The sequence below is a fragment of the Thioalkalivibrio paradoxus ARh 1 genome, from assembly GCF_000227685.2.
Lineage (GTDB): Bacteria > Pseudomonadota > Gammaproteobacteria > Ectothiorhodospirales > Ectothiorhodospiraceae > Thioalkalivibrio > Thioalkalivibrio paradoxus.
The window spans coordinates 981,460-1,003,949 of sequence record NZ_CP007029.1 but is presented as its reverse complement, the minus strand read 5'-3'; the positions used below and the strand labels follow the sequence as shown (position 1 = coordinate 1,003,949).

General features: G+C 66.4%; 26 protein-coding genes. 10 read left to right on the top strand and 16 right to left on the bottom strand.

Features of this window, described 5'->3' with window-relative positions:
* Positions 1–13: 13 nt before the first annotated feature.
* Positions 14–1,183, bottom strand: a complete 1,170-nt coding sequence (locus THITH_RS04670; RefSeq protein WP_232222249.1) for an efflux RND transporter periplasmic adaptor subunit — start codon at positions 1,181–1,183, stop codon at positions 14–16.
* A 394-nt stretch (positions 1,184–1,577) separates the two neighbouring features.
* On the opposite strand from THITH_RS04670, the gene THITH_RS04665 reads away from it, so the two are divergent.
* A complete protein-coding gene (locus THITH_RS04665) occupies positions 1,578–2,945 on the top strand; it encodes a sigma 54-interacting transcriptional regulator (RefSeq protein ID WP_006749006.1) in 1,368 nt (455 codons plus the stop codon).
* A gap of 71 nt (positions 2,946–3,016) precedes the next feature.
* Here the strand turns inward: THITH_RS04665 and thrC are convergent, their stop codons facing one another.
* The 3 genes from thrC to alaC form a co-directional block, all read right to left on the bottom strand.
* Positions 3,017–4,159 (bottom strand): threonine synthase, encoded by a 1,143-nt coding sequence (gene thrC, locus THITH_RS04660; protein ID WP_006749007.1) that lies wholly within the window; start codon positions 4,157–4,159, stop codon positions 3,017–3,019.
* A gap of 31 nt (positions 4,160–4,190) precedes the next feature.
* The gene (locus THITH_RS04655; protein ID WP_006749008.1) at positions 4,191–5,504 is read right to left on the bottom strand and encodes a homoserine dehydrogenase; all 1,314 of its coding nucleotides are present in this window, start codon (positions 5,502–5,504) and stop codon (positions 4,191–4,193) included.
* A gap of 248 nt (positions 5,505–5,752) precedes the next feature.
* On the bottom strand, positions 5,753–6,985 hold the full coding sequence (gene alaC, locus THITH_RS04650; RefSeq protein WP_025367279.1) for an alanine transaminase: 1,233 nt from the start codon (positions 6,983–6,985) through the stop codon (positions 5,753–5,755).
* A 194-nt stretch (positions 6,986–7,179) separates the two neighbouring features.
* On the opposite strand from alaC, the gene THITH_RS04645 reads away from it, so the two are divergent.
* The gene (locus THITH_RS04645) at positions 7,180–7,563 is read left to right on the top strand and encodes an Mth938-like domain-containing protein (RefSeq protein WP_006749010.1); all 384 of its coding nucleotides are present in this window, start codon (positions 7,180–7,182) and stop codon (positions 7,561–7,563) included.
* Here the strand turns inward: THITH_RS04645 and rpoS are convergent.
* Genes rpoS through surE form a run of 5 tightly spaced genes read right to left on the bottom strand, consistent with a single transcriptional unit; the run spans position 7,549 to position 11,437 of the window.
* The gene (gene rpoS, locus THITH_RS04640) at positions 7,549–8,571 is read right to left on the bottom strand and encodes an RNA polymerase sigma factor RpoS (RefSeq protein ID WP_006749011.1); all 1,023 of its coding nucleotides are present in this window, start codon (positions 8,569–8,571) and stop codon (positions 7,549–7,551) included. The genes THITH_RS04645 and rpoS overlap by 15 nt on opposite strands.
* A gap of 32 nt (positions 8,572–8,603) precedes the next feature.
* A complete protein-coding gene (locus THITH_RS04635; RefSeq protein ID WP_006749012.1) occupies positions 8,604–9,443 on the bottom strand; it encodes a peptidoglycan DD-metalloendopeptidase family protein in 840 nt (279 codons plus the stop codon).
* Positions 9,443–10,027: a YqaA family protein gene (locus THITH_RS04630; protein ID WP_006749013.1), complete on the bottom strand. Its 585-nt coding sequence runs from the start codon at positions 10,025–10,027 to the stop codon at positions 9,443–9,445. Before THITH_RS04630 ends, THITH_RS04635 begins: the two co-directional genes overlap by 1 nt.
* On the bottom strand, positions 10,024–10,662 hold the full coding sequence (locus tag THITH_RS04625) for a protein-L-isoaspartate(D-aspartate) O-methyltransferase (protein WP_084222699.1): 639 nt from the start codon (positions 10,660–10,662) through the stop codon (positions 10,024–10,026). Before THITH_RS04625 ends, THITH_RS04630 begins: the two co-directional genes overlap by 4 nt.
* Positions 10,663–10,678: 16 nt before the next feature.
* Positions 10,679–11,437 carry a 5'/3'-nucleotidase SurE gene (surE, locus tag THITH_RS04620; protein ID WP_006749015.1) on the bottom strand — a complete coding sequence of 253 codons (759 nt, stop codon included), beginning with the start codon at positions 11,435–11,437 and terminating at the stop codon, positions 10,679–10,681.
* A 214-nt stretch (positions 11,438–11,651) separates the two neighbouring features.
* Between surE and THITH_RS04615 the strand changes: the two genes are divergently transcribed.
* From THITH_RS04615 to THITH_RS04605, 3 genes are all read left to right on the top strand, one after another.
* Positions 11,652–12,197 (top strand): Smr/MutS family protein, encoded by a 546-nt coding sequence (locus THITH_RS04615; RefSeq protein WP_006749016.1) that lies wholly within the window; start codon positions 11,652–11,654, stop codon positions 12,195–12,197.
* Positions 12,198–12,436: 239 nt separating this feature from the next.
* Positions 12,437–13,015: a Tll0287-like domain-containing protein gene (locus tag THITH_RS04610; protein ID WP_006749017.1), complete on the top strand. Its 579-nt coding sequence runs from the start codon at positions 12,437–12,439 to the stop codon at positions 13,013–13,015.
* A gap of 171 nt (positions 13,016–13,186) precedes the next feature.
* Positions 13,187–13,639 (top strand): PAS domain-containing protein, encoded by a 453-nt coding sequence (locus THITH_RS04605; protein WP_006749018.1) that lies wholly within the window; start codon positions 13,187–13,189, stop codon positions 13,637–13,639.
* A 244-nt stretch (positions 13,640–13,883) separates the two neighbouring features.
* Here THITH_RS04605 and THITH_RS18695 read toward each other — a convergent pair whose 3' ends face one another.
* Positions 13,884–14,039 (bottom strand): hypothetical protein, encoded by a 156-nt coding sequence (locus THITH_RS18695; protein WP_006749019.1) that lies wholly within the window; start codon positions 14,037–14,039, stop codon positions 13,884–13,886.
* A gap of 224 nt (positions 14,040–14,263) precedes the next feature.
* On the opposite strand from THITH_RS18695, the gene THITH_RS04600 reads away from it, so the two are divergent.
* Both THITH_RS04600 and THITH_RS04595 read left to right on the top strand, forming a co-directional pair.
* Positions 14,264–14,995, top strand: a complete 732-nt coding sequence (locus THITH_RS04600) for a response regulator (RefSeq protein WP_006749020.1) — start codon at positions 14,264–14,266, stop codon at positions 14,993–14,995.
* On the top strand, positions 14,992–16,326 hold the full coding sequence (locus tag THITH_RS04595; RefSeq protein WP_006749021.1) for an ATP-binding protein: 1,335 nt from the start codon (positions 14,992–14,994) through the stop codon (positions 16,324–16,326). The genes THITH_RS04600 and THITH_RS04595 overlap by 4 nt, the downstream gene beginning before the upstream one ends.
* 79 nt (positions 16,327–16,405) lie before the next feature.
* Here the strand turns inward: THITH_RS04595 and THITH_RS19525 are convergent, their stop codons facing one another.
* The 6 genes from THITH_RS19525 to THITH_RS18685 all read right to left on the bottom strand — a co-directional run bounded on the left by THITH_RS19525 (position 16,406) and on the right by THITH_RS18685 (position 19,674).
* Positions 16,406–17,377 carry an Acg family FMN-binding oxidoreductase gene (locus THITH_RS19525; RefSeq protein ID WP_006749022.1) on the bottom strand — a complete coding sequence of 324 codons (972 nt, stop codon included), beginning with the start codon at positions 17,375–17,377 and terminating at the stop codon, positions 16,406–16,408.
* 264 nt (positions 17,378–17,641) lie between these two features.
* Positions 17,642–18,424: a class I SAM-dependent methyltransferase gene (locus tag THITH_RS04585; RefSeq protein WP_006749023.1), complete on the bottom strand. Its 783-nt coding sequence runs from the start codon at positions 18,422–18,424 to the stop codon at positions 17,642–17,644.
* A complete protein-coding gene (locus THITH_RS04580; protein WP_006749024.1) occupies positions 18,421–18,693 on the bottom strand; it encodes a hypothetical protein in 273 nt (90 codons plus the stop codon). The genes THITH_RS04585 and THITH_RS04580 overlap by 4 nt, the downstream gene beginning before the upstream one ends.
* 62 nt (positions 18,694–18,755) lie before the next feature.
* Positions 18,756–19,262: an OsmC family protein gene (locus THITH_RS17605; RefSeq protein WP_084222617.1), complete on the bottom strand. Its 507-nt coding sequence runs from the start codon at positions 19,260–19,262 to the stop codon at positions 18,756–18,758.
* Between the two features lie 78 nt (positions 19,263–19,340).
* The gene (locus THITH_RS19675; protein WP_408645507.1) at positions 19,341–19,469 is read right to left on the bottom strand and encodes a hypothetical protein; all 129 of its coding nucleotides are present in this window, start codon (positions 19,467–19,469) and stop codon (positions 19,341–19,343) included.
* 25 nt (positions 19,470–19,494) lie between these two features.
* Entirely contained in the window at positions 19,495–19,674 is a 180-nt protein-coding gene (locus tag THITH_RS18685) for a hypothetical protein (RefSeq protein ID WP_198019521.1), read from the bottom strand.
* Positions 19,675–20,058: 384 nt separating this feature from the next.
* On the opposite strand from THITH_RS18685, the gene THITH_RS04575 reads away from it, so the two are divergent.
* From THITH_RS04575 to fabG, 3 genes are all read left to right on the top strand, one after another.
* Complete coding sequence (locus THITH_RS04575; protein ID WP_232222247.1) at positions 20,059–20,481, top strand: hypothetical protein; 423 nt, start codon at positions 20,059–20,061, stop codon at positions 20,479–20,481.
* Positions 20,482–20,770: 289 nt separating this feature from the next.
* Positions 20,771–21,097 carry a hypothetical protein gene (locus tag THITH_RS04570; protein ID WP_006749027.1) on the top strand — a complete coding sequence of 109 codons (327 nt, stop codon included), beginning with the start codon at positions 20,771–20,773 and terminating at the stop codon, positions 21,095–21,097.
* Between the two features lie 47 nt (positions 21,098–21,144).
* Positions 21,145–22,233, top strand: coding sequence for a 3-oxoacyl-ACP reductase FabG (gene fabG / locus THITH_RS04565; RefSeq protein WP_232222246.1), 1,089 nt, complete (start codon positions 21,145–21,147; stop codon positions 22,231–22,233).
* The last annotated feature ends 257 nt before the right edge of the window (positions 22,234–22,490 follow it).

Below are 22,490 nucleotides of genomic sequence, written 5' to 3'. Positions count from 1 at the left end.
CGGCTAGCGGGGGTTAGCGGAAGCGGGGGCCTGACGGGCGCGGACCGGTGCCGGGCTCGACACGTTCGCCGGAACGGATCGTGGCATCGGGCGAATCCAGCAGCCGGTCGCCCGGCTCGAGACCGGAAAGCACGGTCACCATGTCACCCTGCACGGAGCCCAGTCGCACCATCCGCACTCGCGTCGTGCCATCGGGTTCGACCACGGCCACCCTGGGAAGGGCCCCCCCCGGGACGATCGCCGACAGCGGAATCCGGACGACGCCCGGGGTGGCTTCGGTCCCCGGAATGTGCACGTCTGCATACATTCCCGGACCGCCCGGAACGCCGCGGGGCAGGTCGAATTTCACGGTGACGGTGTGCCGCTGCGGATCGGCGATCGGGAAGATCTGCGCGACCCGCGCATCCACTTCGGTCTTGCCCACGTCGAGGGTCACGCGCACCATGTCGCCCACGCGCAGACGCCCGACCAGCCGGGCTGGAATATCGGCTTCCACGCGCAGGAACTCGACATGACCGAAGGTCACGAGCGGGTGCCCGGGCTGGACCGTGTCCCCCTCCTCAACGTGCTTGTGCATGATCAGCCCGGAGAACGGGGCCACGGAGCGGGTATCGCGAATCGCGGAGTCGATCTCCTCGAGGCGCGAGCGTGCCTGCTGCCAGCGCGACGCGGCCTGGTCGATTCCGATGTAGCGCGAGTACAGATCCGCCTGCCGCTCGACCGTGGGATCGCCCATCCCCGCCATCGAACCCATCGGGCGCGTGACCAGCTGGTCGAACATCGACGGAATCCCCATGCCCGGCATCTGGCCGATGTCGCGCGCCCGCGGCGACGCAACCTCCCGGCCGTACTGCATCTGCGCCTCGCGCATCGCCGCTTCGGCCGAACGCAGTTCGGCCAGCGCCTGCCGCCGCTGGGCGGTCAAACGCTCGTCGCTGATGGCGACCAATACCTCGTCGCGGTCGAAGAAATCGCCCTCGGCACCGGCAACCAGCGTCACCCGACCGCCGATCTGCGCCGTGAGGGTGACCTCCCGGAATGGCACCACCGTGCCGCTGATCGTTTGTTCTCCCGCGGCCGCGGCCTCCGCGGTGATCACCCGCCCGTACTGCGCCTGGACGACGCCCGCGAGCGCAAACGCGGCTGCAGCCAGGGCAGCCAGAAATACTCTGCTTGGAGTCATATTCGTCTTCATGTCGAAATCTTGAGTGTAGGCGCTGGCAAATCGGTCCGCAGGCTGAATTGCGGCCGGGTCGAGACATCCGGCCTGAAGGAAAGTCCTTTTTACCATAACCCACCGCGCCCGTGTGCCGGATCGATGCCTCGGCCAGAACACGCCGCCCGGATCGCGCGGAGCTTCCGCGGGCCACCTGAATAAGTATAACCTAATATATAAATTAGTGCGTAATCGATGATCGACACGTTCAAGGCAGCAACCCACTGTTGCAACAGCGGCCGCGCCACCGATAACGACCGCCTGTCTTCCTCTCCCGCAAGGCGTTCAGCCCCGTGAATCGGATTGCAGATGTTGCAGCCGCACTGGCAAACTGGCAACAGCCTGCAACGAGCCAAGCGCCGTGTCCACCGATCCATACCTCGCACTGATCCAGGGTTTCGTCGAACAGTTCCGCGAGGCCTCGCTGGTCATAGACGAACTCGGCCGCATTGTCACGCATAACCGGGCGCTGGCCGAACTCCTTGGACAGCCGGCGGACAGCAAGTTCGACTCGACCCTGCGCCTGGGATCGGTCAACCTTCAGCAACTGCTGATCCGTGCGGCAATCGACGCCGGCGAGCATGACGCCGCTGGCAGACCCTCCTCGCGCGCGCTCGATTTTCATGCTGACCTCGTGGTCCGCGAACGGCCGGTGCGCGCGCGCATCGTCACTGCGAACCTCGCGGATCCTCAGCGGCAACGCCAGCTAAGGCTGGTCCGGCTACAGGTCGTCTCCGCGGGCGACCCAGAGGCCCCTCCAGGGGGCTACGCGCCCGATTCAGTGCTCGAATCGAGCGACCCGGATACCCGCACTGCCTTGGACCTCGCCCGTCGTGCCGCAGGCGCCGGCAGCCCCTTGCTGATCCTTGGCGAAAGCGGCACCGGCAAGACCGCGCTGGCGCGCGAACTGCACCGGATCGGTCCACGCCGCCATGCCCGGCTGGAAGAACTTCATGGCGCGACGATTGCCGACGCCGGCCTCGTGTCCGAATTGTTCGGCCACGTTCAGGGCGCGTTTCCGGGTGCCGACGCGGAGCGCATCGGCCGCCTGGAATACGCGCACGGCGGCACCTTGCTGCTGGACGAAGTGGCCGCCATGTCGCCGCGCCTGCAGGCGGCGCTGTTGCGGGTACTGGATAGCGGCCGGTTCGAACGCGCCGGCGAAAACCGGATCCGGCGGGCTGACTTCCACCTGATTGCGACCACCAGCGCCGACCTGTCTGCAGGATCCCGGTCCGGCCCCGCATTTCGAACCGACCTCTACCACCGGCTGGCCGGCATCACCATCCGCCTGCCGCCGCTACGCGAACGCCTGGCCGACCTCGCCAGCTGTCTGGACCGCTGGTCATCCCATCACGGGATCAAACCAGATTCGGCCGTTCGCGAACGCCTCGTACAGCACCGCTGGCCCGGCAACTTCCGGGAACTCGGACACGTGCTGGAATGGCTGCGCCTGCAGGCGGATGCCAGCGGACATATCGCCAGCCACGCCCTGGCAGGGGTGCTGCCATCGACCGACGCTCCGGCCGCAACCCCCGACGCAGGTGCGGCAACGGAGGGTCTGTCGTTCTCGGCAAAGGAGCGGAAAGAGCGCGAGATGCTGGAGGCGGCCCTGACCGCACACGACGGCAACCGGACGCTGGCCGCACGCAGCCTGGGTATCGACCGCACCACGCTCTGGCGCAAGCTGCACCGCCTGAGGCTGATTCCGGAAGACAGCCGCGGATGACGAAGCCTGTGCGGGACGCCGGCGGTTGTACATGCGATCTCCCGCCAGCGCGCGCATCACGGGCTCGCGGCTCAACCGAGGTTGTCCAGGATCGCCCGGGTGACCGCATCGAGTTCCGCCGCGACCTTCAGCGGCGCGGAACCGGCCTGGGCAATCGCGGCATCGGGATCCTTCAGACCGTGGCCTGTAAGCGTACAGACCACACTGGATCCTTCGGGGATGCGCCCCGCCTGGATGTCGCGCAACGCACCGGCCACCGATGCGGCGGAAGCCGGCTCGCAGAACACGCCCTCCTTCTCCGCCAGCAGCTTCTGCGCTGCCAGGATCTCGTCGTCGGTACACTCGTCGAACCAGCCGCCCGATTCCTTCTGCACTTTCCACGCGACGTCCCAGGACTGCGGATGCCCGATCCGGATCGCGGTGGCGACCGTTTCCGGATGATCGACCATCGCCCCGCGCAGAAAAGGCGCGCTGCCGCTGGCCTGGTAGCCGACCATCTTCGGCCGCTGCCCGGCCACCCCACCGCCGGCAAAGCGGCAGTGGCCCTTGCAGAAGGTGCAGGCCTCGGTCACGTGTTCGCCCGAGCTGGCCGAGAGCTCGCAATAGCCGATCCAGTGCGCGGTGATGTTGCCCGCATTGCCGACCGGCAGGCAGTGGTAGTCCGGAGCGCGCCCGAGTTCCTCCACGATCTCGAAGGCCGCGGTCTTCTGCCCCTGGAGCCGGAACGGATTCACCGAGTTCACCAGCGTGACCGGGGCGGACTCGGCGACCTGCTTCACCAGGCGCATGCCGTCGTCGAAGTTGCCCTCGATCTGGATCACCACCGATCCGTGCATCATAGCCTGCGCCAGCTTGCCCATCGCGATCTTGCCGTCGGGGATCACCACGAACGCGGTGATCCCCGCTCGTGCCGCGTAGGCCGCCGCGGACGCCGAGGTGTTGCCGGTCGACGCGCAGATGATCGCTTCCGAGCCCTCCTCCACCGCCTTGGTCACCGCCATGGTCATGCCGCGGTCCTTGAACGAGCCGGTCGGGTTCAGGCCCTCGAACTTCACGTAGAGCTCCACGTCCCGGCCGATGTGACGCGGGACATTGTTCAGCCGGATCAGCGGCGTATTGCCCTCGCCCAGCGAGATGATCCGGGTGTCGTCGTGCACCGGCAGGCGGTCGCGGTAACGCTCGATCAGGCCGGTATAGCGGTGTCCGAAAGCCATGGCGAAACAAGTCCTCAGATGGTGGGCGGGATCAGCGGCCGAGAGGCTCCATGCGGATGCGGGTAACCGGCGAGGTCAGATGCTCCAGCGCCTCGAGCTCGGCGATTGCCGAATGCATGTCGCCCTCGCGGACCTGATGGGTCAGGATGATGATCGTGGCCTCGCCCCGATCGGGATCCGGCTCGCGCTGCAGCAGCGCCTCGATACTGATCGAGTGCTGCCCGAGCACGCGCGCGATATCGGCGAGCACGCCCGGTCGATCGCAAGCGCGCAGTCGCAGGTAGAACGAAGTGCGCACCTCGGCCATCGGCAGGATCGGCTGATCGGAAAGCGCGTCCGGCTGGAACGCAAGATGCGGCACGCGATTCTCGGGGTCGGCAGTCAGCGCGCGCACCACGTCGACCAGATCGGCCACCACTGCGGACGCGGTCGCGTCGGCACCGGCACCGGCGCCGTAGTACAGCGTCGGGCCGACCGCGTCGCCCTTCACCAGCACCGCGTTCATCACGCCATCGACATTCGCGATCAGGCGCCGTTCCGGGATCAGGGTCGGATGCACACGCAGCTCGAACCCGCCCTCGGCACGCCGGGCGATCCCGAGATGCTTGATCCGGTAACCCAGCTCACCGGCAAAGGTCACGTCCTCGCGGGTGATCCCGCTGATGCCCTCGACATGGACGCGGTCGAACTGCAGCGGGATCCCGAACGCGATCGCCGCCAGGATGCAAAGCTTGTGGGCCGCGTCGATCCCCTCGACGTCGAACGTGGGATCGGCCTCTGCGTAGCCCAGCCGTTGCGCCTCGGCCAGCACGTCGGCGAAGTCGCGCCCGTGGTCGCGCATCTCCGTGAGGATGAAATTGCCGGTGCCGTTGATGATGCCGGCGACCCACTCGATGCGATTCCCGGCCAGCCCCTCGCGCAGCGCCTTGATGATCGGGATACCTCCGGCGACCGCGGCCTCGAAGGCTACCATCACGCCCCGCTCGTGGGCGCGCGCGAAGATCTCGTTGCCATGCAGTGCGATCAGCGCCTTGTTGGCGGTGACGACGTGCTTGCCCGCGGCGATCGCACGCAGCACGAGCTCTCGGGCCGGCTCGGTGCCGCCCATCAGTTCGACCACCACCTCGACCTCGGGATCGTCGACCACGGCCACCGGGTCGGCCGTCAGGCGCACGCCCTCCAGCGCGCAGCCGCGCGGACGCGCGAGATCGCGCACTGCGGCCGCCACCACGGCGATACCGCGCCCCGCCCGGCGCGCGATCTCGCCGGCGTTGCGGTCGAGCACATCCACCGTGCCGCAGCCAACCGTACCCAGGCCGAGCAATCCGATCTTGACGGGCTTCATAGACTGCCTTCCTCAACGTAAAAAAATCCGCCGCTCACTTCCCCCCGGCGCGGGGCCGGCAAATCACGGCTTTCGGCCGCTTCCGTCGCAAGCTTCGCTCACGGCCGCAGATGGCCACCGGGCACCCTGGACGCGAACGTGGCCGGGACACCGACGAGAGCGACACCTGACCGGATCCCATCGGTTATGGGTCGCCTGGAATGCCATGATCGTACCCTCGATTGGGCCGGCCAGGACCGGACCCGAGATCAGGTGGCCGCCCGACCGGATGCGGGCTCGTCCGCGCGCGCACTGGCGAGGATCGAGTCGGCCCGGAACATGGCCTTGATGCCGCGCAGCGCCTGACGCGTACGCTGTTCGTTCTCGATCAGGCTGAAACGCACATGCGAGTCGCCATAGTTACCGAACCCGATTCCCGGGGAAACCGCGACCTTCGCATCCCGCAGCAGCTTCTTGGAAAACTCGAGCGACCCCATCTCGCGATAGCCAGGGGGAATCGGCGCCCAGACGAACATCGTCGCCTTCGGCTTCTCGACCTGCCAGCCGATGGCGTTCAGCCCGTCGCAGAGGACATCGCGACGGGCACGGTAGGTCTCGCAGATCTCCTGCACGCAATCCTGCGGACCCTCCAGCGCGGCAATGGCCGCGACCTGGATCGGCGTGAAGGTGCCGTAGTCGAGGTAGGACTTCATCCGCGCCAGCGCCGCGACCAGCGTCGGGTTGCCGCACATGAAGCCGATGCGCCAGCCCGGCATGTTGTAGGTCTTCGAAAGCGTGTAGAACTCGACCGCGATCTCCTTCGCCCCCGGAACCTGCAGAACCGACGGCGCCTTGTAGCCATCGAACACGATCTCGGCATAGGCGAGGTCGTGCACCAGCCAGATATGCTGTTCCCGGCAGATCTTGACCACGCGCTCGAAGAAATCCAGATCCACGCACTGGGTGGTCGGGTTGGCTGGAAAGTTCAGGATCAGCATCTTCGGCCGCGGCCACGAGTCCTGGATCGCACGGTGCAATTCGGCGAAGAAATCCACATTCGGCGTCAGCGGAACGTGGCGCACGTCGGCCCCGGCGATCACACAGCCGTAGGGATGAATCGGATAGGCGGGATTCGGCACCAGCACCGCGTCGCCCGGTCCCAGCGTCGCCAGTGCCAGATGCGCGAGCCCCTCCTTGGAACCGATGGTCACGATCGCCTCGGTCTCGGGGTCCAGGTCGACGTCGTAGTGAGCCTTGTACCAGCGCGTGATCGCACGGCGCAGACGCGGGATGCCCTTCGACACCGAATACCGGTGGGTGTCGCCACGCTGCGCGACCTCGACGAGCTTGTCGACGATATGTTGCGGCGTCGGCTGATCGGGGTTGCCCATTCCGAAATCGATGATGTCCTCGCCCCGGGCTCGTGCCTCGGCCTTCAACTGGTTCACGATGTTGAAGACATAGGGCGGCAGGCGCTCGATGCGGGGAAACACGTCGGTCACGGGGAATTCCTGGTTCGGTAGTTGCGGCAGGTCGGGCACAGCGAACCCCTCCCCACCGAAACGGAACAAAGTATAACCGGCACCTGCCGCTGTCAAACAGCGTATAGGGAACATCGACCACCGCGCCTCGGCGAAAACCATGGCGCGGGTGGCATCCCCTTGTCGCCCGCAAGCGATGGCTTTACCTTCAGACGATGCAGTTCACCCAGATTACCGGAGACGACCGCAACCTGATCACCGGCTATGCGCCGGATCACGTCGCGGTGAACGGGGTACGCCACACCTCAAGCCTGATCCTGCGCCCGGACCGCCTGCTGGCCGAATGGCCGGTGACCGGGATCGAAACCTTGACGCCACAATCGCTCGAATGGCTGCACACGGATCCGCCCGAGATCCTGCTGATCGGCACCGGGAGCGGTCAGGCATTCCCGGAACGCGCGCTGTGGGCACAGCTGCATGCGCTGGGATGGGGGCTGGAGTTCATGGACACGGCCGCCGCATGCCGCACCTATAACCTGGTCATGGCTGAAGGCCGGACGGTCGCGGCGGCCTTGATCGTCGAATCAGGGGCGCGGTAGCAGTTCGTCCTCTGACAATCCCCGCGTCTTCAGCAGACGCCGCAGGCGCTTCAGCGCCTCCATCTGGATCTGACGCACGCGCTCGCGGGTCACGCCGATTTCGGCCCCGACCTGCTCCAGCGTGCAACGCTCGAACCCGTGCAGCCCGAAACGCCGCACCAGCACCTCGCGCTGCTTCTGGTCGAGCTCCTCCAGCCAGGCCGCGACCAGGTTGCGGATATCCTCATCCTCGAGCAGTGCCGACGGTCCGGCGGAATTCTCGTCGGGCAGGATCTCGGTCAACGAGCGGTCACCGTCGGGCCCGACCGCGATATCGATCGAGGTGGACGGCTCGGACATGGCTCTCAGGCGCTGAATCTCCGCCACCGGCTTGCCCAGCCGAGTGGCCAGCTCATCCTCGGTGGGCTCACGCCCGAGTTCCTGCATCAACCCCCGGGCCACCTTGTTCTGCGCCCGGAGTTCCTTGCTGACATGCACCGGAATCCGGATGGTGCGGCCCTGGTTCATCAGCGCCCGCTCGATGGTCTGGCGGATCCACCAGGTCGCATAGGTCGAGAAACGGAATCCACGCTCGGGGTCGAACTTTTCCACCGCGTGCATCAGGCCGAGATTCCCCTCCTCGATCAGGTCGAGCAGCGCGAGGCCGCGATTCATATAGCGGCGCGCGATCTTCACGACCAGGCGCAGGTTACATTCGATCATCCGCTGGCGCCCGGTGGGATCTCCGGCGCGCGCAAGTCGGGCGTAGTAGACCTCTTCCTCGGGCGTGAGCAGGGGGCGGAACTCGATATCGCGCAAGTAGAGCTGAATTGCGTCCAGCTCGGCAGGGCCCGCGTCGTGCTGCCGCCGGGTTACGGCCCCTGCGACCACGGGATCGAGTTCGATTTCCTCCACCTCCTCGGCAGCTTCGACCTCGGAGGATGCCTCTTCCGTCTCCTGCAGGGCGTCCAGTTCCGGGTCCGTCAGATCGATGGAGGCTTGCTTCAGGAAGCGGTTTTGTGGGGGCATGGTTCAGAAATTCTCCAGCTGGATGCCAACTTCTACCGCCGCGGCAGGAGCCGTATCGGGTCGACCGGGGTGCCGTCGACCCGGATTTCGAAATGCAGCATGGGACGTTCCGCCCCGGAGTCGCCGAGGCGTGCAATCCTGTCACCGCGTTGCACCCGGTCGCCCTCGCGCACCAGCAATTCCTCGTTGTGCCCGTAGGCACTGATGAAGCGGGCGTCGTGCTTGACGATGATAAGCCGGCCGTATCCGACCAGTCCACTGCCTGCGTATACCACCTCCCCATCATTGGCGGCCCGGATCTCGTCGCCACGTTCTCCACCGATGGCGATTCCCCGGCGGCTCGCGGAACTGTTGGAGAACGCGCGCAGCACCGGACCATCGGCCGGCCACTGCCACTGCGGGGTAGCTGCCGGCGACGCGGCTGGACGGGGCGGGGGTTCCGGTGCAGCCGGCGCGGCCGCTTGCCGCTGCGCAGGCCCGGCCGGCGGACCGGCATCGCGGGATGTGGTCGGAGCGGATGGCTCGGAGGCCCGTGCTGGCGGCGGGCGCGAGGCCTCGGGGGTCTGTGCGACGCGCGGGGCCGGAGTAGCCTCGCGTGCCGGCGCCGGTCGGCTCGCCAGCGGAGCAGCACCGGCCAGCCGCAGTCGCTGCCCCGGGTAGATCAGGTACGGCGGCCCGATTCCGTTGCGCCGAGCCACGTCCCGCCAGTCGAGGCCGTTCCGGGTGGAAATCCGATACAGTGTTTCGCCCCGCTGGACCACGTGACTATCGGCCGCAGGCGCCCGCGGTTCGGGGGCCCGCGCCGCGCAGCCGGCCAGCCACACGGCGAAAACGCCGATCGCGATCCCCCGGGTGACAGAGCCGCTGCGCATCAGTCGATGAAGGTCAGATAGGCCATGATCGACACAAGTACGAAGACCGACAACCAGCCCAGGCGTTCCATATACGGCCGCAGGTGGCGATCGGCATGCGGTCCGAGCCAGGCCATCAGCAGGCTTACCGCGAAGAACCGGGAACCCCGGCCGATCACCGACGCCAGGATGAAAGGCAGCAGCGGCATGGCCAGCGCGCCAGCGGTGATGGTGAACAATTTGTACGGAATGGGAGAAAACCCCGCGATCAGCACGATCCAGACGCCCCAGACCGCGAACCATTCCTTGGCCAGCTCCATGCGTTCGCCGTAGCCGGCCTCGACGATCCAGGGCGAAACCAGCTCGTAGGCCAGCGCGCCGATCAGGTAGCCCAGCACGCCCCCGAGCACCGAAAAGAGCGTCGTCAGGGCTGCGAGACGCAGACCCTCGCGCGGACGCGCGGCGGCCATCGGCGCCAGCATCACGTCGGGCGGAACGGGAAAGAACGAAGACTCGGCAAACGACAGTGCCGCGAGATAACGCGGCGCATGGCGGTGGCGCGACCAGCCCATCACCCGGTCATAGAGCGGCTCGAAGATCTTCATGACTCGGCCCCCGACAGCATCGGCACGAAACAGACCGTGTCGAGCAGGTCGCGCACGTAGGCCTCCTCGGTATGCGTGTAGCGGACCAGTTGCTGGCGCCCGTCCGGCCCTTCGACCGGAGCGACCAGTCGCCCCCCGGGGGCCAATTGGGTCAGCAGCTGGTGAGGGATGTCGCGTGGTGCAGCGGTCAGCAGGATGCCGTCGAACGGCCCCCGGGCCGGCCAGCCTTCGCCACCGTCGCCGTGACGCAGGCTGACGTTGTTGATCTTCAGGCGACTGAGCAGCTCCCGCGCGCTACGGCTCAGGGCCAAAATGCGTTCGACCGAATAGACGCGGTCGCACAATTGCGCCAGCACCGCGGCCTGATAGCCCGAGCCGGTTCCCACCTCGAGCACGGTGCGCAGTGGCCCGTGCTCGAGCAGGGCCTCGGTCATCCGGGCGACAATGTAGGGTTGGGAGACGGTCTGCCGGTACCCGATCGGCAGCGCGATGTTCTCGTAGGCTCGATGCACCAGCGCCTCCTCGACGAACAGGTGCCGCGGCACGGCGCGCACCGCCTCGAGCACCGCCGGATTGCGGATCCCCAGTTGCGCGAGCTGCGCGATCAGGCGGTCGCGCGCACGCTGCGAGGTCAGACCCGCACCGGCGACATCAAGATCCACTCGCGTCTCCCTCCAGCCAGCGTCCCACGGTATCGATCGCCTCGAACTGCGTCAGATCCACCTGGATCGGAGTGACCGACACGAATCCGTCGCGCACCGCAAAGAAATCGGTTCCGGGGCCTGCATCCTGCTCCGGGCCAGCGGGACCGACCCAGTAGATCGGTCGCCCGCGCGGATCCTGGGCCGGTACCACGGGCTCCGACTTGTGTCGATGTCCGAGCCGGGTCGCCTGCACGCCCCGGATCTCCTCGTGAGGCAGGTCGGGCACGTTCACGTTCAGGATCGTGGCCGCCGGCAGCGGCACCAGACGCAGACGGTCGAGCAGATCCAGCACGACCCGGGCCGCCGCCTCGTAATGCCGCAACTCGGGGCCGACCAGCGATACCGCGATGGCCGGCAACCCGAGAAACCGCCCTTCCATGGCCGCGGCCACGGTCCCCGAATAGAGCACGTCGTCACCCATGTTCGCGCCGGCGTTGATTCCCGAGATCACCAGATCCGGCTCCTGATCGAGCAGCCCGGTGATCGCGAGATGCACGCAATCGGTGGGCGTGCCATCCACCGCGATGTCGCCATTTTCGAACTCCTGGATGCGCAGCGGATGAACCAGCGTCAGACTGTTGCTGGCACCGCTGCGGTCCCGGTCGGGTGCGACCACGCGCACCTCCGCAACCTGGCGCAGGTACCGGGCCAGGCACTGGATGCCGGGTGCATAAATGCCATCGTCATTACTGACCAGGATGCGCATGGGCGAACAAATGCGGGAGCGGGCCACCTAATATACTGGAAACGGCCGCGCCTGCGCCCCACCCGTACCCGATGCGCCACCGCCCGCCGGCATCGGCCGACGCGCCGGGCCGCGCGCACCGATGCTGCGCAGGCCTTCAGCGGCAATCGTCCGGCGGACGCCGGCCCATGCACGCGACCCTGGATTTTCGGCGGTTGCAGGCCAGGAACAAACGATGACCTCGGAAGAAGATCCCAACGACATCGGGCACTTTCTACGCGCGATCGGAGACGTGCGGCGCCTCGACCATGATCGCGCGGAGATTCGCCCGCCTTCGCCGCGCAGCGTCGCGCACAAGCGCCGGGAGGATGAGCAGGCGGTGATGCACGACCTGCTGAGCGATCCGGTCAACGCCACCGACCTCCAGCCCGGCGACGAATTGCGATTCGTACGCCCCGGTGTCAGCCGCCGGGTATTCCGCAACCTGCGGCGCGGACATTACCGCATCCAGGACGAGCTCGATCTGCACGGCCTGTTCGCCGGTGAAGCGCGGCGCACGGTCGCGGCATTCCTCAACGAGGCCCGAGCCCACCATCGTCTCTGTGTCCGGATCGTGCACGGGAAGGGCCTGAGATCGCGGCAGCAGGGCCCGGTCCTGAAAGGGCTGCTCGATCACTGGCTGCGCCAGCGCGACGACGTGCTGGCGTTCTGTTCGGCCCCGCCCGCAGACGGCGGCACCGGTGCAGCCTATGTGCTCCTCCGGCGCCCGCTCAAGCCATGATCGCGCGCATCGTCGGCCCCGAACCAAGGTCCCGCGCGCTTGGCAACCATTGCACCGCGTTCCCCATCCCCTTAGTGTAGCCATGCCCGCGGCGGCAAGACCCTGGGACATCGCCGACGGCTCGAACGACCGTCCGGGTGGGAAAGGAGTCACTCGCCGCCGCAAGGATTTTCGATACCGCATCCGCAGAAACGGATACAGTACAGATGACCGCATTCAGACAACCAAGGGTGACCCCGATGAACACCGACCGCAGCAGATGGACCCTCGCACCCCTGACGCTGGCGCTCTTCGTAGCCACCTCCGCACACGCCGGCCAGGACATCGACGACCGTATCCAGGCAAGTCAGTCCGCGATCCAGAGCTTTGCGGCCGCCCTGCAGGGCGAGATGATGGCGGGCATGGAGGCCGGCGGCCCGGTGGGCGCGATCGATGTGTGCCGCGAGCGGGCACCCGAAATTGCAGCCGAGATTTCCGCGGAAACCGGCTGGGAAGTGGGGCGCACCAGCCTGAAGCTGCGCAACCCCGACAATGCACCCGACGAGTGGGAACGCGCGATCCTGGAAGACTTTGACAGCCGCCGCGCCGAAGGCACTCCCGCGGCCGAGCTTCATCACCACGAGATTGTCGAGGACGGGGACGAAAAGACCTTCCGGTTCATGCGCGCGATTCCGACCGCCGGTCTCTGCCTCACCTGCCACGGCGAGGTGGGGGGCGACATCCAGCATGCGCTGGAACGGCTCTACCCCGAAGACCAGGCCACCGGGTACTCAGAGGGTGACGTCAGGGGCGCCTTCACCATCATCCAGCGCATGTGATGCGCAGCCCGCACGATCACGGCAAGGGCTTCCCGGGACCGCGGCGACCGCGGTCCTGACGCGTTGCACCGGCGTCGTGCGCCTGCCCGTTCAGGATTCCGCCGGTGACCCGCGCCCGCCCCCGGACACAACCGGCCGACCCCGGTCGGCAGCCCCGGAGCGCCACGCAGCATGACCCGAACGATCGACGCTGAATTGCTTGCGCTGGCCGTCGACGCCTCCAACGACGGGATCGTGATCGCCGAGCAGGAAGGCCACGACAACATCCTGATCTACGTGAACCGCGCGTTCGAGGAACTCACCGGCTACGGCCGCGACGAGATCCTGTATCGCGACTGCCGGTTTCTTCAGGGCACGGACACCGACCAGGACGGCGTGCGCGAGATCCGCGCGGCCCTAGACGCTGGAACGCCCTGCCGAGTGGTGCTGCGCAACTACCGCAAGGACGGCTCGATGTTCTGGAACGAACTGTCGATCACGCCCGTGTATAACGACGACGACCAACTCACCTACTACATCGGGATCCAGAAGGACATCACCGACCGGGTCCTCGCCGAACAACGCGCCGAACGCGCGGAGAGGGCGCTCGCTGCTGCCCGTGGCAGGGCCGACACCGAGGACTGATTCGGGCGGTACTGGCAGGCCACATCCGCCGTGCTACTGGGTATATTGACGGCATGCCTGCGCGTTCCGGCACCCAGCCGGCCTGGCGCGTCACCCGTGCGTTCCTGCAGCTGTCGAAGGCCGATGGCGCGGCACTCGCACGCGCCCATGCCGCACCACCGGATCCGTGTGGATATGCCGCCCGAGCCTGCGGCGCCGCAGGCAGCGGCGGCACTCCGGTCGGCACGCGGGTGCCCGTCGCCCGTCAGGGGCAAACGGGCAGATTGTCGTCGTGCGCGTCGGCGCGGCTCCCATCGCGCTCCTGGGTGTCGTTCGAATCGCTCGCCACCAGGTGCACGACCAGTGCAGCGATGGCAACCGCCGCAACAACGCCAATAAGGGTAAAATTGTCGAGATACATGATGACTTCTCCTGTAACGGTTCCGATTCGCTATCGATGCAGACGGCGTCTTCGGCGATCTCCGGCGGTGCCAACGTGGCGGGCCGCCCGGTGCGGGCCGAAGGCATCCTGCACAGGCTCCACAATACGGGCGAAGCATTGCATGAGAATGTCGCGTTGTGCTGAATTTGTAACAGTGTGTTTCAATAGCTACACCACGGTCGCCACATGCGCACAATAGGCCAATGGATACGACAAGCCCCGCCCGCATCCTCGTAGTCGACGACGACCCGGGTCTGCGCGACCTGCTCCGGCGCTACCTGGAGGAGCAGGGCTACGAAGTGGTGGCCGTGCGCGACGGCGTGGAGATGGATCGTGCGCTGGCAGACGCGGCGTTCGACCTGCTGATCCTCGACGTGATGCTGCCGGGCGAGGATGGCCTGTCGCTGCTGCGCCGGACGGTGAGCCGCCAGACGCTGCCCGTCATCATGGTTTCCGCGCGCGGTGAGGATGTCGACCGCATCGTCGGCCTCGAAGTCGGGGCCGACGACTACATCGCCAAGCCGTTCAACCCGCGGGAACTGCTGGCGCGGGTACGCGCGGTGCTGCGCCGGCATTCGGCGGGCACCGAGGACGAGGCCAGCGCAGATCCCGAAGGCGTATACCGCTTCGGACCCTTCGAGATGCATGTCGCCTCACAGCGCCTGCTGCGCAACGGCGAAGAGGTACCCCTGACCACGGGCGAGTTCACCCTGCTGCGGGTACTGACCGAACACCCCCAGCGCGTGCTGGACCGCAACACCCTGCTGGACCTGATCAAGGGCTACGAACACCAGCCGTTCGACCGCAGCATCGACGTGCGAGTCGCCCGGCTGCGACGCAAGATCGAGGACGACGCCAGCCACCCACGGTACATCCGCACCGTCTGGGGGCGCGGCTACCTGTTCGCCCCGGATGGAAACGAGATTCCCACATGAAGTGGCTTCGGGCCCTGTTGCCCAGCTCGATCTTCGTGCGCACCACCGGCATCCTGCTGATCGCGTTCCTCAGCTTCGCGATCCTGATCCTGGGCACCGTGGCCCACTTCACGATCCTGCCCCTTGCGCGCAGCGCCGGCGACGATCTGGCGGCACTCATGCTGCTCTCGGCACGCAGCTGGGCAGAGATCCCTCCTCCTGCCCGACGTGAATTCAACGACCGGCTGCTCCGCAACCACGGCCTGCGCATCACGGAACTCAGGGAAACCCTGCCGCCGGCCGACAAGCTGCCCGCACCCTACCTCGCATTCGTGCAGGAATCCCTGTCGCGCCGGGTCGGCTTCGACGTGCCGCTGCGTCCACAACTGCGCAATGGCGAACGGTGGTACTGGGCCGACCTGTCCATCGGCGGCCAGAACCTGCGCATCGGGCTGGCCCACGATCGCATCGTGACCCGGCGCCTGGAAGGACTGCTGACGGTCGCGGTGATCACCGTCCTGCTGGTGCTGATCACCTCCATCTTCATGGCCGGCGGCACCACCCGGCGCATACGCCGCCTGTCAGCCGCGGTCGCCGATGTCAGCCAGGGGCAGCTGCCCGAACCCCTGCCTGAGAACGGGCCGCGCGAGGTCCGGATGCTGGCCCGGAACTTCAATACCATGGCGCACGAGGTGCGCGAACTGCTCGCGAACCGGACCACCCTGCTGGCCGGGATTTCCCACGATCTGCGCACCCCGCTCACGCGCATGCGGCTGTCGCTGGAGATACTGAAAGAGGCACACGATCCGAAGCTGATCGATGGCGTCTGCGACGACCTCGACGCGATGGATCGGATCATCCGGCAAACGCTGGCACTGAGCCGGGATCTGGAAACGCGGGAGGAACAGACTGTCGATCTCGCCGCGCTGCTGGAGCAGATCATCGCCGATGCCTGCCGCAGCGAAGGCGACATCCGCTGGAGCAGCACACCCGAGTCCTGCAGCCGGCACCTGAACCCGGTGGCCTTGCAGCGTATCCTCGCCAACCTGGTGGAGAACGCCGTCCGCTATGGCGACGGACAGCCGGTGGAGGTAGCGCTCGAATGCGCTCCCACGGTCATCATCCGGATCCTCGACCGGGGGCCCGGAATCCCCGACGACCAGCTCGAAGCCGTGTTCCGCCCCTTCCATCGGCTGGATGCGTCACGCAGCGCCCAGACCGGGGGCAGCGGCCTTGGACTCGCGATCACGCGCCAGCTGGCCAAGGCCAACGGCTGGGATGTCTCGCTGCGTCCGCGCGAGGGCGGAGGCACCGAGGCACGCGTGATGCTGCCACCAGACCCGCGGAACTAACCGGCCGGGGATGCTCGGGCCGCGGCCGTCCCACCCGCCCCAACAGTGCGATTCCGCCGCGTGCGTGCGCCGAGCCGGCTCAGGCCCACTGGATCACGTCTTCCACCGGGCGCCGCGGTGCTGGCACGGCCGGCTCCGCCGGGTACCCGAGGCGCAGCAGGATCTGCGGGGAACCGCTTGCCCCCACCGCGTCGAGCAGCTTCGGGCGCAGCGCGCCCACCTGGATCGGCTGGTTCAGGTAGGACGCCTGCAGATCGCGCGCACGAGCAGTCAGCAGTACCCGCTGCAGCGCCTGCCCGGCGACCAGCCAGTCCCGAGTACGGTCGCCTTCGGTGCCCAGAACCGCAAGCAGAGGCGAGGCCTCGGCGATGTCGCGATCCTTCGCGCCGACGCCGCCGCCGATATCGAAGGTGCGCACCACGGCCTGAGCGACGACCCCCACCAACGGCGGCACCGACAGCCCGTCGCCATCGTGCGGGGGGCGCATCCAGGCCGCGAGTTCACGCCGCCACTCGGGATCGGCCCACTGAATCGCATCGCCTTCGGCCACCAGCCCGGCCACGCGGTGTCGCGCCTCCCGGCCCGACACCGGACGCAGCCAGGCTCCTTCCGCCTCGGCGGCCGCCACCAGCTCGCCGACCACCTCCGCCGCCACCTCCCGCGCCTGGAAACGGCTTCGGTAGGTATGTCGAGTGACGATCGTCCCCGCGAGCATCGCCAGCCCGGCGTCCTCCGCCACCTCGCCCCGGGTCACGGCTGCGCGCGCCAGCCAGTCCGGATCGTTCGCATCCGGTACCAGCAGGCCCTCGGTTCGAAACCCGCGAGCGGCTGCCGCGGCGCGCAGGTTCAGCAGCGCACAGCCACAGCTGATGCTGAGTTCACGTCCTTCGGGATCGTTCGCCAGCAGCGCCCGCGTGCGATCCGCGAACAGGTCCACCAGCGGCTCCCCGAGCAGGAAGACCCAGGGCTGCGTGTTGTGGCTCGACGGGGCCAGCACGGCCTGCCCCACCAGCGCGACGGCGTCCTTGTCCCAGGGGGTCAACTCCGCCATGCCCGTGCCTCCGTCTGTCCGAATCGCATCACCGACACACCATCCCCAGAGTCCAGTTCATGCCATGAACCGCGCCACGAGCCGTGCACTCAACCAGTGTACCCATAATGCACCCAGATGCGGCCGGAGGACACGCCGTGAGCCTGCACTGCCCCAGCGCGAGCGCCACACCGCCCATGATGGAAGAAGCGTAGGGCGGCAAGGGCCGACGGCCGTCCTCCGCCATTCCCGCGTCTGCCGGCCCGGTTCGTTCAACCGCTTCGGTCATCTCGGGTCACGAGGGTCGATCGGGCGGCGTGCTACGAAAAACACGTAGGCGTAGAAGTCGGAATAGCGCCGGTGCATCTCGGGCTCCTCGGAAAGTTGGTCCAGTACGGCCAACGCCTCAGGGTCGTTCGCATATTTGCCGCGCAAATCGGCAATGCGCAGCTCCATCGGACCATAGAAATCGTCCCACCACGCCTCATCGGGCAAGGCAAAGTGCCCGATGAGGTCGAATCCGCAATCCTGTATCGCTGCCACGTCGTCGTCCAGCGATCCCATACTCGGATCGTCCAGATCGAAACTGGCCTGTACTGCGGCCGGCGGATTCTTCTTGCGCCAGACCGCGTCGGTAAACGCAAGGTACCCGCCCGGGCGCAGCAAACCGTGACAGACGTTCAGGGCGTTCCGCAGGCCAATGTTGTACAGCGCACCCTCCGACCAGATCAGATCGAAACTTTCAAGCGGTTGCTCAATCCGGGCCATGTCTCCGACGACCGCGCGGACCCGCCGCGAAAGCCCACGTTTCGCAATCGCTGCCTGAAGCCGTTCGATGCTCTCCGGGTGGCTGTCGATTGCTACGATGGAGCCCGACGTCAGTTCCGCGAGTTGGAGAGTCTGTCCGCCGACACCACACCCGAGGTCGAGTATCGCCGGCGATTGCGGCAGCTCCTGGCACAGGCCAAGAGCCCTAATGGCGCATTCACGGTTGCCAGGGCCTTGCCGGGGCAGGCTTTCGTAGACCTCGAAGAAAATTTCCCGAAAACGGGAGTTGAACTCGTTCATTGGTTGAGCAGCCCCCTGACGGTCGTCGGAATGTCCGAGAGGCCCGCAGCGTCCAGTTCGTCCCGAGAGAGGTGCTGCCACAGCACAACCCCGACGTCCCGTCCATCCGCTTCGATGATGGCCCGCCATGCGCCATCGGCTGCTGGCTCGCTCAGCAGAACGAGATTGGGAATCGGATCACCCCATGCCCCACGGACATGATCCGCATGCAGCCACTGCTCAATGAGCGGCAAATCCTCGCGCGTAATCTCTCGAAGCCGCAGATTCATGGCCACCCACCTCTCGATACGGTCAGCGTTGGCCGCGCGTCAGCCCCACAGCATTGTTCGGCCTATTCGTTCAGTGACACGACCATCGCTGGACAAGCTCGGAGCGTTTGAAGAACAACACAGTACCGCTCCGTGACCGAGATAAGCTTGTTCATTGTCGCCGTGTCTGCATCCGACTCGACCTCGAATCTCAACCGTATTTCCTTAAACCCAACAGGAGCGTCTTTGGCGACACCAAGCGTCCCACGAAAATCAAGATCACCTTCCGCCACAACCTTGCTGCCGTCTCGAATTTCGACACCAAAGGCAGTAGCCACTGCTCTCAGCGTGACACCTGCGCACGCCGCAAGCGCTTCCAGAAGCATATCCCCCGAACACGCCTGAGAGCCGTCACCCCCAGTCGCGGGATGCAAACCCGCTTCGACCAATGAATGCCCCGTATCCACCTTGCAGGCGATGCCTTCACCAATTTCCCCTTCCACCCGCAGCGTGACCATGGCAGCACCGGGATCCTGCTGATATCTTTCCTTCAAGGGCGCCTGGAGCGCTCCCAATTCATTTGCATCCACATCCGCCTCCTACATATCTGATACCGTATGCTGACGACCACACCCCTTTCAGGGCCAGTCGGCCACTGCAGCCGACTGTCATACGACGTTCTCAACCTTGTAGCGTTCTTGGACAAACCCATTATCGGACGCTGTCACCTCCAATAGCGTCAACTTCTGTGCCGGAGCAGCACCCCCAAAAAGGGGAAGGCCGACACCGAGCAGCACGGGAATGCGGGTGATCGTGAGCTCATCAATCAGTTTCTCTTTCAGAAATCGCCTGAATCGTAACCCCGCCGTCAATATAAAGGTGTTGCATACCCGCCCTAGCTAACCGCTCAACAATCTCTTTCGGGCTCCCTGATTCACGCCTGACCACATATCCAAGGTGCGCTGGGGTTTCCAAATCAGAAGTGGAAAGAACCACCACCATGGGCACATCGAGTCCGACATTGTCCAGCCGGACCTCTGTCCGGGCCGGACAGGGTAAAGCACCCAGCGGCCCTCCGGATCGAGGCGAAAAATTTCGATGTCCATCTCGTCGTGGTCCCCCGCCCCAGCCATCGTTCCGTCCTTGCACGCGTGGAACTGCAGTATCCCGCCACATATTGGCGGGGATCAACAGCCCTGCCCCACGGGTCGTCCAACAGCCGCAGGTGCTTGCGGGACAACAATGACCCCACGGGAATCCCGGGGACGGTACACCGCGATCACTGTCTGCCGACGCTGGCCGCGCTGTGCCACATGATGGGGGGTCACGAAATGAACCCGTGCGATCCTGCCGCGGCAGCCCATTGGGTGCGTCATAATGGCCAGCATGGCTCGCTTCCGATCACAAGCTCCCGATTCCGGCTGGATCACCTTCCTCGCCCACCTGCTTTTCGTGCTGGCGGCGTGGTCGGTGTTCATCAAGTACGTCTTTCCGATCACGTTTGCCCTGTTCACGGGCGAGGCCTGGCACGCGAACATCTTCTGGGACTTGTGGCCGATCGCGCATGTCTGGCTGGGCTGGGCGCTGCTGACCCAGCCCTGGTACACGCGCTGGCTGGCCGTGAGCATGTCGGTCATCGAGATCGCGATCATCCTGACCCTGTTCACCCTCTTTCTGGCCGAGCCGGACTGGACCCTCTGGAGGACCAACTGGTTCGTCAACAAGGTCTTTGTGCTCTCCGCATTCGCACTGATTCTGGCGACGGTGGTCGTAAGACCTGAGCTTTTCCGGACGAGGTCGTCTTCATGAGCCATCGCCACTCGCGCCGAAGCGCCCTGAAACTTCGGTGGGCGCCTGATCCGGAACCTCAAGCGCCGGCATGAAGTCCCTGCATGGGCGGCTGACGAATTCGATTGCCGCAACTGGCCCGACTTCCTGCTCAAGTTCGTCGTCAGCCATCCGGCGCTGACCTGCGCCATCCCGGCAACGACCCGCGTCGAGCACGTGATCGAGAACATGCGCGCCGGCCACGAGCCGATGCCGACGCAAGCGACGCGGGAACGCATGATCCGCCACATCGCGTCGCTGTAATCGCGCCATGAACGGCTGGCAGACCTACCGCCTCGAAGACTTCATCCCGTTCACCCCGGATATCTACTGGCGGCTGCTGGAACGCATCAACGAAGCCTTCTGGCCACTGCACGTTCTGGCCGTCGCCATCGGCCTGACTGCGCTGCTGCTCGCGCTGCGCGGCCTCACCTTCTGGCTTGCCTCGCTCATTCCCATCCTGTGGTGCGTGATCGGCTCGCTGACCCTGATGGCGATCGACGCAACCGGGGCACTGATCCCGCTGGCCGCGGCAGCCATCATCGCCGTGACTTCGGTCGCGCGCTCGATCCAGTCAGCGGCGCGGCCACACGAGTAGCGGCATCGAACCGCAGCCGCCTGGCGCGGGTGGCGCACGAGACCGGGGTGCGGCAGTTGGTGCTGATCTCCGGGATCGGAGCGAGCCCGTCCTCGCCGTCGCCCTACGTCCGGGCCCGTGCCCGTGGCAAGGACCGGGTTCGGGCGGCGTTCCCGCATGCGGTCATCGTGCGCCCCAGCGTGCTGTTCGGGCCGGGCGACGCCTTCCTCACCAACCTGACCCGCCTCGCAAGCCTGCCGGTGATCCCGCTGTTCGGCCGCGGCGACACCCGCTTGCAACCCGTCCTGGTCGACGACGTAGCCGAGGCCGTGACGAAGCGGCTCGAATCGACCGACTCCGAGAGCTTGCTGTTCGAACTCGGCGGCCCTCGAGTTTACCGCTATCGCGAGCTCGTGGAGCAGGTGGCGATCGTCACCGGAGGCGCGAAGGGCATCGGCCGGGGCATTGCCCGCGTGCTTGTGCAGGCCGGTGCCCGGGTCGTGATCACCGACATCGACGAGGCCGAGGGCCGGCAGGCGGCTGGCGAACTGGGAGTGGAGTTCGAGGCGCTCGACGTGAGTTCCCGCGACTCGTGCCGGCACGCCGTACAGGCGATCCAGGAACGTTTGGGGCCGGTGGGGGTGCTCTGCTCCAACGCCGGCATCTTTCCGCAGGCGCCCCTGGACACGATGACGGAGGACGACTGGGACACGATGATCGCGGTGAACCTCCGCGGCGCCTTTTTCATGACCCAGGCGGTACTGCCCGGCATGCGCGAACAGGGATACGGTCGGATCGTGCTCACGTCATCGATCACCGGACCCGTGACCGGGTACCCGGGTTGGGCACATTACGGTGCCAGCAAGGCGGGCCAGCTCGGCTTCATGCGCTCGGCGGCCCTCGAATGTGCACGGGACGGCATCACGATAAACGCCGTGATGCCGGGGAACGTGCTGACTGAAGGGCTGAAGGCACAGGGCGAGGACTACCTGCGCGAGATGGCGGAGTCCATCCCTACCCGGGCGCTGTGCGAGCCGCAGGACATTGCCTTCGCCGTGTGTTTCCTCGCGTCTCCCGAGGCCCGGTACATCACCGGGCAGACACTGATCGTAGACGGCGGCCAGATCCTGCCCGAATCGTTCGAAGCCCTGAAGTGACCGGCTCGGCCGCCGGTTTGCCCGAGGCCAGCCGGTGGCTCCGGAAGCTCTCGCAGGAGCTCCACCCGCGCCCGGTGGCTGGCGTCGCCGAGAATGGGCAACGGACCTCCGCCGTGAGAAAAATAGACAATCCGGGCCTGCGCCTCGGAAGAACTGGGTGTCGCCATGTCGATTCATTCCTTGCCGACTCGCGGCGGCTGGCCGACCTGCGGCGGCGGTCAGGGCTGCGCGCGCGGCGCGTGTCTCCGCGTCCGCCG

Bases quoted from the DNA above. Each gene is read 5' to 3' on its own strand.
- THITH_RS04585 (WP_006749023.1), bottom strand. From the start codon at position 18,424: ATGAACGAGTTCAACTCCCGTTTTCGGGAAATTTTCTTCGAGGTCTAC.
- THITH_RS04575 (WP_232222247.1), top strand. From the start codon at position 20,059: ATGGCTCGCTTCCGATCACAAGCTCCCGATTCCGGCTGGATCACCTTC.
- THITH_RS04615 (WP_006749016.1), top strand. From the start codon at position 11,652: ATGACCTCGGAAGAAGATCCCAACGACATCGGGCACTTTCTACGCGCG.
- THITH_RS04655 (WP_006749008.1), bottom strand. From the start codon at position 5,504: ATGAAGCCCGTCAAGATCGGATTGCTCGGCCTGGGTACGGTTGGCTGC.
- THITH_RS04645 (WP_006749010.1), top strand. From the start codon at position 7,180: ATGCAGTTCACCCAGATTACCGGAGACGACCGCAACCTGATCACCGGC.
- THITH_RS04610 (WP_006749017.1), top strand. From the start codon at position 12,437: ATGAACACCGACCGCAGCAGATGGACCCTCGCACCCCTGACGCTGGCG.
- surE (WP_006749015.1), bottom strand. From the start codon at position 11,437: ATGCGCATCCTGGTCAGTAATGACGATGGCATTTATGCACCCGGCATC.
- THITH_RS18695 (WP_006749019.1), bottom strand. From the start codon at position 14,039: ATGTATCTCGACAATTTTACCCTTATTGGCGTTGTTGCGGCGGTTGCC.
- rpoS (WP_006749011.1), bottom strand. From the start codon at position 8,571: ATGCCCCCACAAAACCGCTTCCTGAAGCAAGCCTCCATCGATCTGACG.
- THITH_RS18685 (WP_198019521.1), bottom strand. From the start codon at position 19,674: ATGGTGGTGGTTCTTTCCACTTCTGATTTGGAAACCCCAGCGCACCTT.
- THITH_RS04595 (WP_006749021.1), top strand. From the start codon at position 14,992: ATGAAGTGGCTTCGGGCCCTGTTGCCCAGCTCGATCTTCGTGCGCACC.
- THITH_RS04630 (WP_006749013.1), bottom strand. From the start codon at position 10,027: ATGAAGATCTTCGAGCCGCTCTATGACCGGGTGATGGGCTGGTCGCGC.
- THITH_RS04580 (WP_006749024.1), bottom strand. From the start codon at position 18,693: ATGAATCTGCGGCTTCGAGAGATTACGCGCGAGGATTTGCCGCTCATT.
- THITH_RS04570 (WP_006749027.1), top strand. From the start codon at position 20,771: ATGAACGGCTGGCAGACCTACCGCCTCGAAGACTTCATCCCGTTCACC.
- THITH_RS04600 (WP_006749020.1), top strand. From the start codon at position 14,264: ATGGATACGACAAGCCCCGCCCGCATCCTCGTAGTCGACGACGACCCG.
- THITH_RS19525 (WP_006749022.1), bottom strand. From the start codon at position 17,377: ATGGCGGAGTTGACCCCCTGGGACAAGGACGCCGTCGCGCTGGTGGGG.
- THITH_RS04605 (WP_006749018.1), top strand. From the start codon at position 13,187: ATGACCCGAACGATCGACGCTGAATTGCTTGCGCTGGCCGTCGACGCC.
- thrC (WP_006749007.1), bottom strand. From the start codon at position 4,159: ATGGCTTTCGGACACCGCTATACCGGCCTGATCGAGCGTTACCGCGAC.
- THITH_RS04635 (WP_006749012.1), bottom strand. From the start codon at position 9,443: ATGCGCAGCGGCTCTGTCACCCGGGGGATCGCGATCGGCGTTTTCGCC.
- THITH_RS04670 (WP_232222249.1), bottom strand. From the start codon at position 1,183: ATGACTCCAAGCAGAGTATTTCTGGCTGCCCTGGCTGCAGCCGCGTTT.